General features: G+C 68.7%; 17 protein-coding genes. 9 read left to right on the top strand and 8 right to left on the bottom strand.

Annotated elements, in window-relative coordinates:
* Positions 1-6: 6 nt before the first annotated feature.
* Positions 7-1,197: a neutral zinc metallopeptidase gene (locus tag OG558_RS17165; RefSeq protein WP_405071158.1), complete on the bottom strand. Its 1,191-nt coding sequence runs from the start codon at positions 1,195-1,197 to the stop codon at positions 7-9.
* Positions 1,198-1,397: 200 nt separating this feature from the next.
* Here OG558_RS17165 and OG558_RS17160 point away from each other — a divergent pair, with 200 nt between their 5' ends.
* The 8 genes from OG558_RS17160 to OG558_RS17125 all read left to right on the top strand — a co-directional run bounded on the left by OG558_RS17160 (position 1,398) and on the right by OG558_RS17125 (position 8,156).
* Positions 1,398-2,165: an SDR family NAD(P)-dependent oxidoreductase gene (locus OG558_RS17160; RefSeq protein ID WP_405071157.1), complete on the top strand. Its 768-nt coding sequence runs from the start codon at positions 1,398-1,400 to the stop codon at positions 2,163-2,165.
* 96 nt (positions 2,166-2,261) lie between these two features.
* A complete protein-coding gene (locus tag OG558_RS17155) occupies positions 2,262-2,915 on the top strand; it encodes a hypothetical protein (protein WP_405071156.1) in 654 nt (217 codons plus the stop codon).
* Positions 2,916-2,993: 78 nt separating this feature from the next.
* A complete protein-coding gene (locus OG558_RS17150) occupies positions 2,994-3,731 on the top strand; it encodes an SAM-dependent methyltransferase (protein ID WP_405071155.1) in 738 nt (245 codons plus the stop codon).
* A gap of 42 nt (positions 3,732-3,773) precedes the next feature.
* Complete coding sequence (locus OG558_RS17145) at positions 3,774-4,196, top strand: hypothetical protein (RefSeq protein WP_405071154.1); 423 nt, start codon at positions 3,774-3,776, stop codon at positions 4,194-4,196.
* Positions 4,197-4,279: 83 nt separating this feature from the next.
* On the top strand, positions 4,280-4,834 hold the full coding sequence (locus tag OG558_RS17140; protein ID WP_405071153.1) for a TetR/AcrR family transcriptional regulator: 555 nt from the start codon (positions 4,280-4,282) through the stop codon (positions 4,832-4,834).
* A gap of 133 nt (positions 4,835-4,967) precedes the next feature.
* Complete coding sequence (locus tag OG558_RS17135) at positions 4,968-5,198, top strand: hypothetical protein (protein ID WP_405071152.1); 231 nt, start codon at positions 4,968-4,970, stop codon at positions 5,196-5,198.
* 464 nt (positions 5,199-5,662) lie between these two features.
* On the top strand, positions 5,663-5,947 hold the full coding sequence (locus OG558_RS17130; RefSeq protein WP_405071151.1) for a hypothetical protein: 285 nt from the start codon (positions 5,663-5,665) through the stop codon (positions 5,945-5,947).
* Between the two features lie 364 nt (positions 5,948-6,311).
* Positions 6,312-8,156, top strand: a complete 1,845-nt coding sequence (locus OG558_RS17125) for a hypothetical protein (protein WP_405071150.1) — start codon at positions 6,312-6,314, stop codon at positions 8,154-8,156.
* Here OG558_RS17125 and OG558_RS17120 read toward each other — a convergent pair.
* Complete coding sequence (locus tag OG558_RS17120) at positions 8,140-8,634, bottom strand: class E sortase (RefSeq protein ID WP_405071149.1); 495 nt, start codon at positions 8,632-8,634, stop codon at positions 8,140-8,142. The two genes, OG558_RS17125 and OG558_RS17120, sit on opposite strands and share 17 nt — an antisense overlap.
* Here OG558_RS17120 and OG558_RS17115 point away from each other — a divergent pair.
* Positions 8,633-8,836, top strand: a complete 204-nt coding sequence (locus OG558_RS17115; protein ID WP_405071148.1) for a hypothetical protein — start codon at positions 8,633-8,635, stop codon at positions 8,834-8,836. The two genes, OG558_RS17120 and OG558_RS17115, sit on opposite strands and share 2 nt — an antisense overlap.
* Positions 8,837-8,865: 29 nt before the next feature.
* Here OG558_RS17115 and OG558_RS17110 read toward each other — a convergent pair whose 3' ends face one another.
* Genes OG558_RS17110 through OG558_RS17085 form a run of 6 tightly spaced genes read right to left on the bottom strand, consistent with a single transcriptional unit; the run spans position 8,866 to position 14,644 of the window.
* Entirely contained in the window at positions 8,866-9,405 is a 540-nt protein-coding gene (locus OG558_RS17110; RefSeq protein WP_405071147.1) for an MOSC domain-containing protein, read from the bottom strand.
* 19 nt (positions 9,406-9,424) lie between these two features.
* A complete protein-coding gene (locus OG558_RS17105; RefSeq protein WP_405071146.1) occupies positions 9,425-10,120 on the bottom strand; it encodes a phosphotransferase in 696 nt (231 codons plus the stop codon).
* Between the two features lie 35 nt (positions 10,121-10,155).
* Positions 10,156-11,160, bottom strand: coding sequence for a LacI family DNA-binding transcriptional regulator (locus OG558_RS17100; RefSeq protein WP_405071145.1), 1,005 nt, complete (start codon positions 11,158-11,160; stop codon positions 10,156-10,158).
* Between the two features lie 29 nt (positions 11,161-11,189).
* Complete coding sequence (locus OG558_RS17095; protein ID WP_328524013.1) at positions 11,190-12,065, bottom strand: carbohydrate ABC transporter permease; 876 nt, start codon at positions 12,063-12,065, stop codon at positions 11,190-11,192.
* On the bottom strand, positions 12,062-13,021 hold the full coding sequence (locus OG558_RS17090) for an ABC transporter permease (protein WP_405071144.1): 960 nt from the start codon (positions 13,019-13,021) through the stop codon (positions 12,062-12,064). Before OG558_RS17090 ends, OG558_RS17095 begins: the two co-directional genes overlap by 4 nt.
* A gap of 3 nt (positions 13,022-13,024) precedes the next feature.
* Positions 13,025-14,644 (bottom strand): sugar ABC transporter substrate-binding protein, encoded by a 1,620-nt coding sequence (locus OG558_RS17085; RefSeq protein WP_405071143.1) that lies wholly within the window; start codon positions 14,642-14,644, stop codon positions 13,025-13,027.
* Positions 14,645-14,690 lie beyond the last annotated feature (46 nt).

The raw sequence follows: 14,690 nt of genomic DNA, 5'->3' as shown, positions 1-14,690 counted from the left end.
GTCTCGTCAGCTGACCTGGGCGGGTGCCGCCACGAAAGTGTTGCAGGTCGCGGGATCGGTGCTGGCGAAGCCCCGGTTCATCCACAGGGTGAGGCTCTTGGCGGAGCCGTGGTCCCGGACCTTCTCCTGGGTGTGTTCGTCGCCGCCGTGCTGGATCAGCGAGGTCCATTGCCGCAGCAGTTCGCCGCGCAGCGGGAAGCTCGCCTTGGCCGCGCCGAAGAAGACGGCCGAGAAGCAGTTCGACTGCAGGGCCCTCCGCCGGTCCTGCTCCAACTGCCCGGCCGGGTTGGCCGCGGTGTCGCGGAGGTTGTCGGAGGCATCGAAGATCCCCGTCAGGTTCTGCAGGTGCGCGCCGTACACGAACCCGAGCGACTGAGCCATGTCGGCCCGGGCCAGCGCCTTGTGCGTCGGGTAGTGGTCCATCAGGTCCTGCCACGGCATGGTGACGCTGCCGCCCTGCTCGTCCGGACAGTACGACGAGACCTCCTTCTGTACGCCGCACGCCGTCTCCTGGCCTTCGTCGAAGACGATCAGCCGCGGCGACCGGAACTCGAAGCCGGCCTTGGTGACGATCGGCTCCCACACCTTGTCCATGCAGGCGATCAGGGCCTGGTAGTACGAGCGGACGTTCTCCTTCGAGGTCGGCCGGTACGCGGGCTCCTGGCACCTGACCACCAGCAGCTTGCCGGCCGTGTAGAGCGGGTTCTTCGTGACCACGTCGGCGTCCGGCGTGACCTTGCGCGTCGGCTCGGTGGTGGCCCCGTCGCTCGGGCGGACGGACGGCGAACCCATCGGGTTGGCGACGAAATCGTCGTACGACGTGAGCACCTTGGCGGCGAACGCGACCCCGCCCCCGACGATCAGCAGCGCCGCGACGACGATCGCGGCGACCAGCGCCTTCGACCGCTTCTTCGGGACGAACGGGATCGGCTCGGGGTGGAAGACGGCCCGGTACGCCGCGGCCGCCGGGTCATCGGGTGGCGGCGGACCGAGGCGGGTGCCGGACAGGCGCTTCGAGTCGATCCGCGAGCCGGACAACTGCGGGGGCGTCGGTGGCGCCTCCCCACCCAACCGCGGCGTCGGCGCGGCCAACGGCGCCGCCATTGCCGGCTTGGATTCGGCGCTGTCGGCTCCTTGCTCGCCCTCGCCGCCCGGCAAGAAATGGCCGGGCTTGGGCGCCGGCTTGTCCGCCATCATGTCCCCGCTTCTCCCCAGTACCGGACTCCGCCGGTTCCACCCACATGTCAACCTGGCCGGGGATACCCCCTGTCCCGGACCGACGCAAGATGCTAAGCCCTCAACCGGCGTCCGGCATACCGCATTGCAGCTATTGACATCGTTCCGCTGCCCATCCCGACCGAGAACTTACTCCCAGTAACCACACGCAGGAGCCGCGCATGAACGTCTTGGAAACCTTTGCCCTGACAGGCAAGCGGGCGCTGATCACCGGCGGGAACCGCGGTCTCGGTCGCGCGTTCGCCCTCGCGCTGGCCGAGGCCGGCGCCGACGTCGCGATCGCCGCCCGCGACACCGACCGGAACGCGGCGGTCGCCGCGGAGATCGAGGCGCGCGGCCGGCGTGGTCTCGCGCTCCAGGCCGACATCACCGACCCGGACGACGTACGCCGTCTCGTCGCCGACGTCACCACCGAGTTCGGCGGGATCGACATCCTGGTGAACAACGCCGGGATCGCGATCCATCGCCCGTCGCTCGACGTACCGCCGGAGGAGTGGCAGCAGGTCCTCGACCTCAACCTGACGGCGCTGTGGAACTGCAGTACGGCGGTGGCCCGCGGGATGATCGACGCCGGCGGCGGGGCGATCGTCAACGTCGGCAGCATGTCCGCCCAGATCGTGAACCGTCCGCAGTGGCAGGCGTCGTACAACGCGTCCAAGGCGGCCGTGCATCACCTGACCCGCAGCCTCGCTGCCGAGTGGGCGCCGTACGGGATCCGGGTGAACGCGTTGGCGCCCGGCTATGTGAAGACCGATATGTCGCCGGTCGACGAGCCCGAGTTCCAGCAGCACTGGATCCTCGACGCACCTCAACAGCGCTATGCCACGCCCGAAGAGATCGCACCGTCCGTCGTCTATCTGGCCAGCCCCGCGTCGTCCTTCATGACTGGCTCGGTGCTTCTGGTCGACGGCGGCTACTCGGTCTACTGATGCCGACGGTGCGACTCTTGGAGGGTGGAACCGGCAGAGGCATTGGCATTGTGGGACGACTTTCCGGTTGACTGTCAGCCGCGGCCGATCGTGTTGATGAGTTATGCGATCGGACCGGGCGCGCTCCCGATGGTGGAGGACAAGGTGTCCGTCCTCCGCCATGCGGCGGTCGTGTCGGACGTCGAACTGCCGCCTGGCCTGCTGGAGGCGCTCCAGCCGGACTCCCCGCCGCACTGGCACGTCGATCCTGTCCGGGTGCGCTCGGTTCGGCGGGTCTACCCGGAGTTCCGAACGGACCGCGGGCACCGGCCGCTTCCGGCGTACCGCCTTGAGCTCGAGGGCGTCGCAACCCGGCGCTCGCTGGAGCCGAAGTTCAAAGGATCCGGATTCCGCTCGATGCTCGCACTCGATCCGGACGTCGAGGCAACCACCTGGTGGCCGGCGGTTTTCGATTCGTCCTATCGCGGTGGACTACGCGGCCTTCCGCCCGCCGTCCTGACCGATCGCGGGCGAACGATCAGACTGATCGTCCACGGGTCCCCGCCGGCCTACACCGACGTCCAGGTCTCCGCAGTCCTCGAAACTCCCACCGCCGTACTCCTCCAAATCCAGTCCACCCCCTACGACTGGGTCGAGGTCATACCCGCAGTCGCCGTCGGACGCCTGGTCACCGCCACCCTCACCAGGCCGCTGGGAGCCCGAGTACTCCTCCAAGCAGACGGCATCCCCATCAGCGTCGTCCCCGGGTGACGACAGATGCCGGAGGCAACCATTGGGCGCGCGGAAAATGCCAGGACCATCGGGTTTTGCTGGGTCTAGGGTGTGGCAATGGTGGAGTTGAAGCGGGACGGGTATCCGCGGTCCAACGGGTATGACGCCGAGTGGGTGCTGGCCGGGGACATGGGCCCGCATCCACTGTGGTTGTTGGAGGACCTGGCGCGGGACCTCGAGTTGCGGCCGGGGATGCGGGTACTGGATCTCGGGTCGGGGAAGGGGACGACGTCGGTGTTCCTGGCCCGCGAGTACGGCGTACACGTGTGGGCTGCGGATCTGTGGGTCGACCCGACCGAGGCGGCCGCGCACATCGCGGCGCAGGGCGTCGACGGGGTCGTGACGGTGAAGGCGGAGGCGCACACGCTGCCCTTCGCGCACGGGTTCTTCGACGCGATCGTGTGCATCGACGCCTACGAGTACTTCGGGACCGCGGACGGCTATCTCGCCTACATCACGCAGTTCCTCAAGCCGGGCGGGCAGCTCGGCGTCGCCACCCCGGCACTGCGGAAGGAGATCCGCGAGCTCGGCCACATCCCCGGCCACATCAAGACGCTGGTCGGCTGGGAAGCGCTGGCTTGGCACACGGCTGACTGGTGGCGGTTCCAGTGGGAGATCACCGAGCTCGTCGAGGTCACCGCGGCACGACTGCAGGAGTCGGGGTGGGCGGACTGGCTGGCCTGGTCGCACGCGGTCTCGGAATACCGCGGCACGCGCAAGGGCGCACTCGACATGCTCGAGGCCGACCAGGGCGAGTTCCTGACCTTCGCCATCCTCGCCGCGCGCAAACCGTAGCCGCGTGTCGCCCGTAGGCCCGCAGTGAGGGATGCTGGGGGCATGAGTTGGGCTGTGTACGCGGTGCGAGGGCCAGGAGGCGTACGTCGCCTCGACGACATGCCGATCGACTACGAGCCACCATCGGTCGGTACGGCGACCGACGTGATGGCCGTGGTCCGCGAGCTGGTGCCGGACGTGGACACGAGCAGACCGTCCTGGCTGGCGCTGCGCAGCCCGGAGTACGACGTCGAGATGACCATCGGCAAGGGCGTCCAGGTCCGCGACATCACGTTCTATCTGAACGACGGCCCGCGCTCGATCCCGATCGTGATGGAGATCAGCCGGCGGCTCGGCGTCACGCCGTACGACACCGAGTCCGGCAACTTCCTCACCGAGGAGTCCCGGCCGCCGGTGCCGCCGCCGCTCAGCGACGACGAGATCAAGATGAACAAGCCGAAGTGGTGGAAGTTCGGCCGCAAGTAACGCTCACCTGCGGTTCCCGACGGGCTTTCGCGTTAGCTAGTATCAGGGCGATCGTACAGGGCGATTGCCCGAGAGGATCGGCCGTGACGTCTCCAGCAGCTGCTCGCGGCCAGGAGGTGCGGCAGCGGTTGCTCGCGGCCGCGGCGGAGCTGATCCCGGAGCTCGGCTGGTCCGCGGTGAGCACCCGGATCCTGGCCGACCGCGCCGGCGTCACGCCGAGCGTGGTGCACTATCACTTCCCATCCGTGCAGGCGGTACTCACCGAGTCGGTCATCAGCACGATGCGCCAGATGCTGGCCGACACCGACGAGGTCTTCGGGTCCGCGGAGACTCCGGCCGAAGCTGTCGACGCGATGGTCGCGTCGGTCGAGCAGCACGATGGCACCGACCCGATGTCGCTGCTGTTCGTCGAGGCCTACCTGGCCGCCACCCGCGACGAGCGGCTGCGCGAGCAGCTCGCGGCGATGGTGGCGGACTTCCGGGGCCGGCTAGAGGACTGGCTGCGGATCCGTCAGGTGCCCGAGCCTGCCGCGACCGCCGCGGTACTCGCGGCCGCCGTCGACGGCCTGCTCCTGCATCGGGCCCTCGGCTCGAGAAGCGACGGTACGGCGCTCGTCCTCCGAAGACTGGTAAGTTGATCTGCGCCGCGGGCATCGCTGGCCTCGCTCTCGCCCACCGACTGGCGACCGTCGGCCGGGATGTGACCGTGCTTGACCGCACCACGGGTCCCCGCGCCCGGGCCACCTGATCTTCGGGCCTGGGTACGACGCGATGGGCCTGCTTCTCGCCCTCGAAGAGGTCGCGCACCACATCAGCGAAGCCGTCCTGGTCGACGAGCAGGACCGCCGACGGGCCGGGATCGACATCCTGCACGTCGCCGAGGTGACCTGCTCAGCGTCATCCGCCCAGACCTCGAGCGGGTACTGCGGGAGCTCTTCTCACCCGACCGGCACGAGGAGCACGTTCCGGCCGACCTCGACCTCCGGCACGGCGCGACCCTGACCAGCATGACGAATCGGCCTGACGGCGTACGCATCGGGCTTGCGGAGGGGCGACGCTGGACGCGTACGTGCTGATAGGTGCCGACGGCATCGATTCCGCCGTACGCCGGCTGGTCTTCGGGCCGGAGACGTCGTGCCTGCGGCATCTCGGCTTCCCTACAGCCGCTTAGACCTTCGACGCACCGCACATCCACGCCGAGGTCGCGGGCGGTTCTGCCTGACCCGACACGATCGGCAGCCAGTTCGGCTTCTGCTGCGGGACGGCGGGTCGCGTCCTTCGCCGTACGGCGGACCGTCGCCGCCAGGCGGACTAACGGGCCGCGATCAAGGCGGCGTACCGGCAGCGTGGGCACGCGGCCGAGACCATGTCCACGTCGAGTGCGATGCGTCCAGATGGGCGTCGCGATGCCGACCTGGAAGGGGGTGCCGACGCCGACGTCCACGAAGTCCCGCTCGGATCGGTTGATGACGAGATCAGTACCCAGCCTTGCCCGTTACCGCGAGGCCCTGCGGCTGGGCGCCGACCTCGGCTGGGTCGCGCCGGAGGCGCTGTGTCCGGACGAGGACGAGATCTACTGGAACCAGGTCGCGCGGATCGTGATGCCACGGTGGAGCTCCGGGCGGGTCGGGCAGAAGCGGCGGGCTCAGCAGGAACTGGTGGGGATGCGAGCTACGCGGTCTCGCTGCTCGCCGGGCAGGGCGTGTCGCGGGGGATCGCAGGCGCTTGCGTACTCGCGGACCTGCTGGTGAACACGGAAGCCGATCGAAGCCGGGCCGACCGAGTACGAGCAGACCCGGCGGCCGGTCATCGAGGAGGAGAAACGCGTCGGCCGCTAATCAGCACGCTGGTTCCTGCCGGGCTCGCGGAGCAAACTGCCGGCCCGACGTACGCTCCTGCTGATCCTTCGCCCGCGAGGTCTCCGCACGCTCCTCCCGGCCGCGATCACCGGCAAACCGACCACACTGATCCAGGACCTCCGGCCGCCCCGGTGAACCTCAGCTCGGCTTACCCAACTCCGCAGTCGTTCCGATGTGATGTTTCCCCTTGTGGATAAGGGCTTTCGGGGCCCGTCGGATTTGCGGCAGCCTGATAGCGGTGCGTAGAATCGCACACATGTTCGAAGGAGACCTGGCGACGCTGACGACGGCCGACCTGCTGGCCTCGGCCGCCGACCACGACGCCGAGGCCCGGCGGGTCGACGCGCGACGCCTGGAACATGCCCAGGTCTATGCCGATCGTTTCCATCCTGACGCGTGCCCGGTCCGGCCGGGCCGGCGTGCCTGCGACGGCCGGGAACGGGCGGTGCTGCTGGGTGGTGACGGGTGCCCGGAGATCCTGGAGTTCGCGATCGCCGAATTCGCAGTGATCCTCGGCATCTCCCCGCGAGTCGCCGCCAACTACCTCGGCCAAGCCCTGGCGCTGCGGCACCGGTTCCCCTTCACCTGGGCCAGAGTCCAGGCCGGCGACGCGACACCCTGGAAGGCCTGCCGAATCGTCGCCGACTGCGCGAAACTGACCCAGGACGCCGCCGCCTACGTCGACCAACGCATCGCGCGACTCATCGACTCCATCACCCCGTACCGGTTGAACAAGATCGTCCAGGCCGCGAAGATGCACGCCGACCCTGATTTGGCGCGGGCCGAGGCCGCCGAGAAGACCCGCGAACGCGGCGTGTTCGTCGGCCGCTCCACCGCGCACGGCACCAAGACCATGTACATCAAGGCCGCCGCCGGTGCAGTGATCCGCAACAAGGCGACCCTCGACGCGATCGCCGAGGCGCTGAAGAGCCTCGGCGACACCCGGCCGGTCCAGCACCGCCGCGCGGACGCGGTCGGGATCCTCGCCGACCCCCGCTACACCCAAGAACTCCTCACCCAAGCCCGCCACCACCACCTCCACAGCACCACCGACACAGCGCCGAACGCCACCGCACACGACAACACCGCTCCAGCCACCACCGGCGCCGCGGACACCACCGCGGGCACCACCAAGCCCGGCGCCACCGAGCCGGATGCCACCGAGCCGGACGCGACCGTTCCGAGCACTAGCGCTCCGGGCGCCGCGAGAGGCGCGACCGCTCAGGGCAGCACCGCTCGGGGCAGCACCGCTCCGGACAGCGCCGCTCCCGATACCGTGGACCCCGAGGTAGACCCGCACGACGTCCGGGCGAGCGTCTGCGACGAGCCCCGCCCGGACGACGAGGCCGACCGCGACGCACCCCACCCCAGCACCAGCGACCTGCCCGACCCCCTCGACACCCCCGACACCGTGCCGATCGAACCCTTCGACCCCTCCCTACACCTCGACCCCGACGACGGCGAACCACTGAACGCCGCCGCCCAACGCGCCCTGCACGCCCGCCTGGCCCAGATCAAACACGACGCCTACACCACCCACGCCACCCGAACCGGCGCCGACCGCGCCGATAGTCCCGACCGTACCCGCGGACGGGTACGTCCGGGCCAGACCCAGATCTATGTCCACCTCACCGACCACACGCTGGCCACCGGCACCGGGGTCCTGCGCGCCGAACACATCGGGCCGCTGCTCGCCGACCAGTTGGCCGAACTCATCGGCCACGGCCCGTACACCGTGAAGCCGGTCATCGACCTGAACGACGCCGTCAGCGTGGACGCCTACGAGATCCCCGACCGGATCCGCGAACGCATCAAACTCACCCACCCGGTCGAGCTGTTCCCGTTCGGCACCCAAGAAACCCACCCCGGCATGGACCTGGACCACCTCCAGCCCTACGACCCGCTCGGCCCACCGGGACAGACCAGCACCACCAACCTCGCACCGCTCGGCCGGTACGGCCACCGGGTCAAGACCCACGCCCACGGCTGGACCGTCCGCCGCCTCGACCACCAGACCCTGGAATGGACCACACCCCACGGCTTCACATTCCACGTCGACCCCACCGGCACCCACCGAGTCCAGGTCACAGAGGATGGGTAGCGACGAGGGTGCCGATCTTGTTGATGCGGTGTTCGGGGTTGCCGAGTTCGTCGTGCCAGAAGTTGCCCGCGGCGTGATCCTCGGGCGTCGCACAGGTGGAGATCGTGATCATCGCCCGAGTCGGCGTCACGCCCGGGCGGCCCGGCACGGCGGCGTTCTGCTGGGCCAGCTCGGCCGGCTTGCGGAACGAGATCGTCATCGTCCGGTTCACCACGTAGTCGTACACGGTCCCGCCCGCGGTGATCAGGATGTGATCCCCGTTTACCAGCTCGGTCGCCCGGCCGAGCGGCCGCCCATGACTCGTCCGATGCCCGGTGATGATGAAGTTCCCCACGTCGCCCGGGCCGACGCCACCCCTCGGGCCTCGCGGACTGGCGGCGACGCCGCGATTCTGGATCACAGTCCCAGGCCGGTCATCCGCCGTACCCACGTAGGCAACGACCCGCAGTCCACGGACCCCGATCGCCGGAATCGTCATGGTCGTCACACCTGAAGCCGTGGGCTTCGACGTAGGCGAAGGCTTGGGTGAGGGACTGCTGGGCGCCGCGGTCGGCGTCGAAGACGAGCGGGTGGGCGTGGCAGTAGGCGACGCCCCGCCGGCCGGCGCAACATCACTGCACCCCACCAGCCCGGCCGCCGCGACGAGCAACCCCACCACCAGCCTCACCCTCCGACGGTAAGCCGTCAGACCGAAAGCCGCGCGAAAACCTCAGAGGACCGTGAGCACGGCCGGCCCGAGCCGGAGGGTGCCGGAGGTCAGCGGGGTGGTGCGTACGCCGCCGTGGCCGCGGAGAGCCCGGAACGCGCCGGTAGCGAGGACAACGTCCATCCAGCCGCACGGATTGGCGGGACGGTTGGCCTGGAAGGTGATCGCGCCCGCGCCGGAGTCGAGGGTGAAGCGGCGGCCGTCGACGCGCGCGCCGTCGGGCGTCCGATGGGCGGCGAGGGTGTCGATCGGGAAGCCGCGAACCACGATGTTGCGGCGCATCAGCAAGGGATCAGGCGCCGCCGGCAGTCCCAGGTCGCGAGCCAGCTCGTCCAGCGAGGCGGCGTCCAGGAAGGTGACCGCCGCGTTCCGGTGCACCTTCTGCGCGAAGTAGCGATCCCCCACGATCCCCAGTTCCGCCCGGACCTCGACCTCCGCCCGCCCCACCGGCTCCGGATCCGGCTGCGGACCGCCCTGCGGCCGCCCCTCGAAGGCGTGCACAGGCGACGCCATCAACGCGACGATCTCGACCGGGATGCCCACGCGGTCAACGGTACGGCGGTCAGCCCCAGGTGAGCGGGTCGAGGAGGCGGTAGAAGTACAGACGGCGCTCGTCGGGCTCCGGAAGTCCGTACGCCGCGAGGAACGGCGCGGGATCGGCCGACCACTCGTCGTGCAGTTGGATGGTGGTGAGCGCCAGGTCGGAGTAGCGGTCGGCGATGCCGAGGCGGCCGAGGTCGATCAGGCCGGTGACGTCCAGCGTCACCGGGTCGAAGAAGACGTTCGGGAGGCACGCGTCGCCGTGGCACACGACCGGCTCAGCGACCGAGTCGATATAGGGGCGCTCGGCAACTACTTGCGCCAGGAGCTCGGCCGGCTTCAGCAACCGCCACTCGTCGGTGAGGAAGGCCGGGTTCACCGCGTCCCGCCGTACGACGTCCTCGGCCAGCGCGATCACCGACGACAGCGGGCGCTCGAACGGGCAGTTGGTCAGCGAATGCAGGTCGCGCAGGACGCGACCCAGACTCTCGGCAGCCGCCAGATGAGCGGCCGGCGGGAGTGAATCGCCGGGAACACCAGGCACCGCGGTCGTCACCAGGCGCGCGCCATCCGCCGACTCCACCCAATCCACCACCGTCGCACCGGGCAGAGCCGTGCCGGCGAGCCACTCCGCCCGGTCACGCTCGGCCCGCAACTCGGCCACATCGGCCACCCCGCAGCACTTCGCGAAGACGTCGCCACGCCGGTACACCGACATGGCGGACTCCCCCACCGTCACCGGCTCCCAGCCGATCAAGCGGGGTCGACCCTGGAGGAGTCGCGGACGATGAGTTGCCAGGGGAAGTCGAAGGTTTCGCCGGGGGCGCCTTCGCGGTCGGTGAGGCGGCCGACGATGATCCGGGTCAGCGCCTCGTTGAAGCCGACCGGGCCGACCGTCGACAGCGACGGATCCAGATACTCACCCTCCGGCGTGTTCCCGACGCCGACCACGGCCAGATCCCGGGGTACGTCGATCCGCAGTCGATGGGCTGCCCGGACGGCGGCGATCGCGGCGAAGTCCGTCGTACAGTAGAGCGCCGTCGGGCGATCGGGCCTGCTCAGCAACGCCATCGCGGCCCGGTAGGCGCCCTCCGGGTGCGGTTCGAAGACCTCGATGTCGTCATTGCGGATCGGCTTGCCGGCTGCCCGGAGCGTGTTCAGATACGCGTCGAACCGAGCGGATCCGGACGTCCGCGACGTGAGCGCGCCGACCCGGTCGTGGTGCTCGAGCAGGTGTTCCACAGCAAGGTGACAGCGCGGCTCGGCGCCGGACCGGATCACGTCGAAGCCACGCGGCTCGAGCGTCTCACTGAAGGCGACGATCTGAACACCCTGCGCCGCGAACGCCTCCAGTTCCGCGATCTGCGCCGGATCCGTACTGACGCTGTCGATGAAGATCACGTCGGGCGTCCGGTTCGACAGCACTGTCCGCCAGTCGCCGTCGGCCACGATCAGCGCGGTCTTGCCGAGCGGGCTGACCGCGGCGCTGACGGTCTCCGCGACCGCCTGCGACCAGGGGTCGGCCAGCACGCTCAGTGACAGCAGGACCAGGTCGGACTTGCCGGTCCGGATCGCGCGGGCCGCGTCGTTGCGGCGGTACCCGAGCCGCGACGCCGCCTCGCGGACCCGCTCCGCGGTCGAGTCCTTGATGGTGTGGCTGCGGTGCCGCCCGGACAGCACGTAGGACACGGTCGCGACCGAAACGCCCGCTTCCTTCGCGACCATCCGGAGAGTCGGCCGGTCCTGTGTGTGCCCCATCGACATACTGTCGATTCTCGCAGACGGCATCAGCCCTTGACGGCGCCCGTGATGACGCCCTTAGTGAAGTGTCGCTGCAGGAACGGGTAAACCATCGCGATCGGGACCAGCGCGACCACCACCACGGCCATCTGCAGCGACTGCGGCTGGGGCAGCGGTTCCACCCCGAGCTGATCCGCCGAGAGCGACTTGCCTTGCAGGACGTAGGTCCGCAGGATCACCTGCACCGGCCACTTCGACGTGTCGTTCAGGTAGAGCAGCGCGTTGAAGAAGGCGTTCCAGAACCCGACCGCGTAGAACAGCCCGACGACCGCGATCACCGCCTTCGACAACGGCATCACGATCCGCCGCAGGATGGTGAAGTCGCTCGCGCCGTCGATCCGCGCGCTCTCCAGCAACTCACCCGGCACGTTCATGAAGAAGGTGCGCAGGACAACGAAGTTGAACGCGCCCAACGCGCCCGGCAGGATCAGCGACCACAGACTGTCGAGCAGCCCGAGTTGCTTCACCACCAGGAACATCGGGATGATCCCCGGCGCGAACAGCAACGTGAACAACACCATCAGCAGCACCGGCCGGCCGAACAGCACCGGCCGCGAGGTCGCGTACGCCAACGCGATCGTGACTGCCAGTGCGATCGCCGTACCGACGAGCGTCACGAAGACGCTGACCAGGATCGCCCGGCCCATCAACCCGCCGCTGAACAACGTCTGGTACGCCTTCAGTGTCGGATGCGACGGCCACAACACATAGCCGCCCGCGTCGATAATGTCCTTGTCACTGGCCAGCGAGGTCGAGATCACCACCAGGATCGGGATCACGATCACCAGTGCGAATCCGCCGAGTACGACGCCCTTGATCGACTGGTAGAACGGCGCCGGCTTCTCTTTCCACACGGGTCTCACGAGTCACCACGCTTCTGGAAGATCCCTGGTTCACCGAGCCGGTGCGCGAGCGAGTTCGCACCCCACAACAGCAACGCCCCGACCACGCCCTTGGCCAACCCGGCCGCGGCTCCACTGCTCCAGTCGCCGCCGACGACACCCGCGTAGTACGTGAAGGTGTCCAGTACTTCGGCCGCACCCGGGCCGACCGAGTCACGCTGCAGGATGAACTGCTCGAACCCGACACTCAGGATGTCGCCGATCCGCAGGATCAGCAGCAGCACGATGACGGTGCGCAGCGACGGCAGCGTGATGTGCCACAGCCGCCGCCAGCGGCCGGCGCCGTCCGCCGCGGCCGCCTCGTACAGCGACACGTCCACGGTGGTCAGCGCGGCGAGGAAGATGATCATCGCCCAGCCGGCGTCCTTCCAGACCAGCTGTGCGACCACCAGCAGCGGGAAGGTGTCCGGGTTCGTCATGAACGGGATCGGGTTCAGGCCCGCGTTCCGCAGCAGATTGTTGACGAACCCGGCTCCGCCGAGCGACTGCTGGAAGAGCGTGACGACCAGCACCCAGGACAGGAAGTGCGGCAGGTAGGCGATCGTCTGGAACCACCGCCGGAACCGGTTGCTGACCAGCGAATCGACGATCAGCGCCAGCCCGATCGGCACCGGGAAGAACAGCAGCAGTTGTACGGCGGCCAGCAGCAGCGTGTTCCGCAACGCGTCCCAGAAGTCCGGGTTGCCGTACAGGTTGACGAAGTTCTGCAACCCGTTCCACTCGCTGTGCATGATGCCGAGGTACGGCTGGAAGTCCTGGAACGCGACCACGTTGCCCAGCACCGGCAGGTAGAAGAACACCAGCAGGAACACGACACCCGGGATCATCAGCAGCACCATCTGCCAGTCCCGGCGCCACTTCGCCGCAAAGGGCAGACCGGCCTTGACCGGCCTGGTCGAGACAGCTCGCTTCAGCATCGATCAGGACACCGGCACGCTGGCGGGCAGGACGGCGGCGAACTCGTCGCGCATCTTGTCGCCGCCACCGGACTTCCAGCGCTTGAGGGCGGCGTCGTACGCGTCGATCTTCTGCCGGCCAGTGACGATGTCGACAATCGTGTCGCGGAACGCCGCCGTCAGCTTCGGGCCGAGCTTGCTCGACGTGTCGGAGTACGTGCCGGCGGTCGGGTTGCGCATCGCGTGGTCGAGCAACTTCTGCTCGGTCGCGTAAATCTTCTTGGTGTCTTCCGGGTATGCCGGGTTGAAGATCACGCTCTCCGGTGCGTTCATGATCTGCAGGGCGCTGACCAGACCGGGCGCCTGCTGGGTGCCGGCCTTGGTCAGCACCGGGTTCTGCTGCGCGTCCAGCTGGTACTGCTGGCCCTCGACGCCGAAGTTCTTCTGCAGGTACTCCTTGGTGCCGAACGGCGCGGACAGGTAGTCCATCAGCGCGAGCAGTTCGCGGATCCGGCCCTCGTCGGTCTTCTTGAACGGCGTGAACCCGACCGTCCCGTAGCCCATGTCGTAGACCGGCTTCGCCTTGCCGTCATGGCCGAACGGGATCATCGTGTCGACGAACAGCGTCGGGTCCAGCGCGCGGAAGTCCGACGTCGCCCGCGGGCCGACCGTGACCTGCGCGGCGATTTGACCGTTCACGGTCTTCGGGGTGGCGTCGGCCAGGTTGAGGTCCGGGTAGAACACCTTGGCCGCCCACAGCTTGGCGGCGTACTCGACCGCGGCCCGGTAGTTGTCGGTCTCGTACAGGTGGGTCAGCGAGCGGTCGGAGTTCACCCGCCAGCTGTTCGGGGCGCCGAACCACTCGCCGAACATGTGCAGCATGTTGATGATGGCCGGCTCGAGCGCGTAGTTGGTGCCGTTCGTCAGTTCCTTGCACTTGGCAAAGAACTCGTCGGCGCTGGTGCACTGCAGGCCGCCGACCTTCTCCCAGGTGCGCGGATTGCCCATCATCACCTGACCGAACGGCGTCGACGGGATCGGCGCGCCCCAGATCTTCCCGTTCACCACGGCGGTCCGCCACGAGGCCGGCTTCAGCGCGGCCAGGTTCGGGTACTCCAGGACGGCGTCGCCGGACAGGTACTTGGTCAGGTCCTGGAACTTCGCCTCGAGCATCGGGCCGATGTTCGGAATGCCCTGGTTCGGCGGCAGCCACATCAGGTCCGGCAGCGAGTCGCTGGCCAGCAGCGTGGCGAACTTCTCCGGGTAGCCCGGGTCTGTCCCGATGGTGAGCCGCAACTCGGCGCCGAGCGCCTGGTTCAGCGACTGCCACATCCGGTTGCTGCCCATCGGCGGCGGGGGTGTCGCGAACGTCTCGGTCAGCGCGGTCACCGCGTTCTTCAGCGGCGGCGTCTTCACGCTCGAGATCGCGTCCGCCGGGAACTTCAGGAACCCCGGCTCGAGCCCCGACTCCGCGCCCGGCAGATCGGGCCGCAGCCCTTCGAAGGGCTTGTACGTCGGGAGCTTCAGCTCGCTGGACGCCTTCGCACCGCCGTTCGCCGTACCGCCGTCACCGCAGGCAGCGAGCGTAGGCCCGGCAACCACGGCGGCCCCGGTCACCTGCAGGAATCGCCGACGACTGATCATAGCTGCTCCAAGTCATGAGAAAGTGCTCAGTAACACTCACTTAAAC

Source organism: Kribbella sp. NBC_01510, assembly GCF_045040325.1.
Lineage (GTDB): Bacteria > Actinomycetota > Actinomycetes > Propionibacteriales > Kribbellaceae > Kribbella.
Note: the sequence above shows the minus strand (reverse complement) of the source record. Positions and strands in the feature narration are given on the sequence as shown.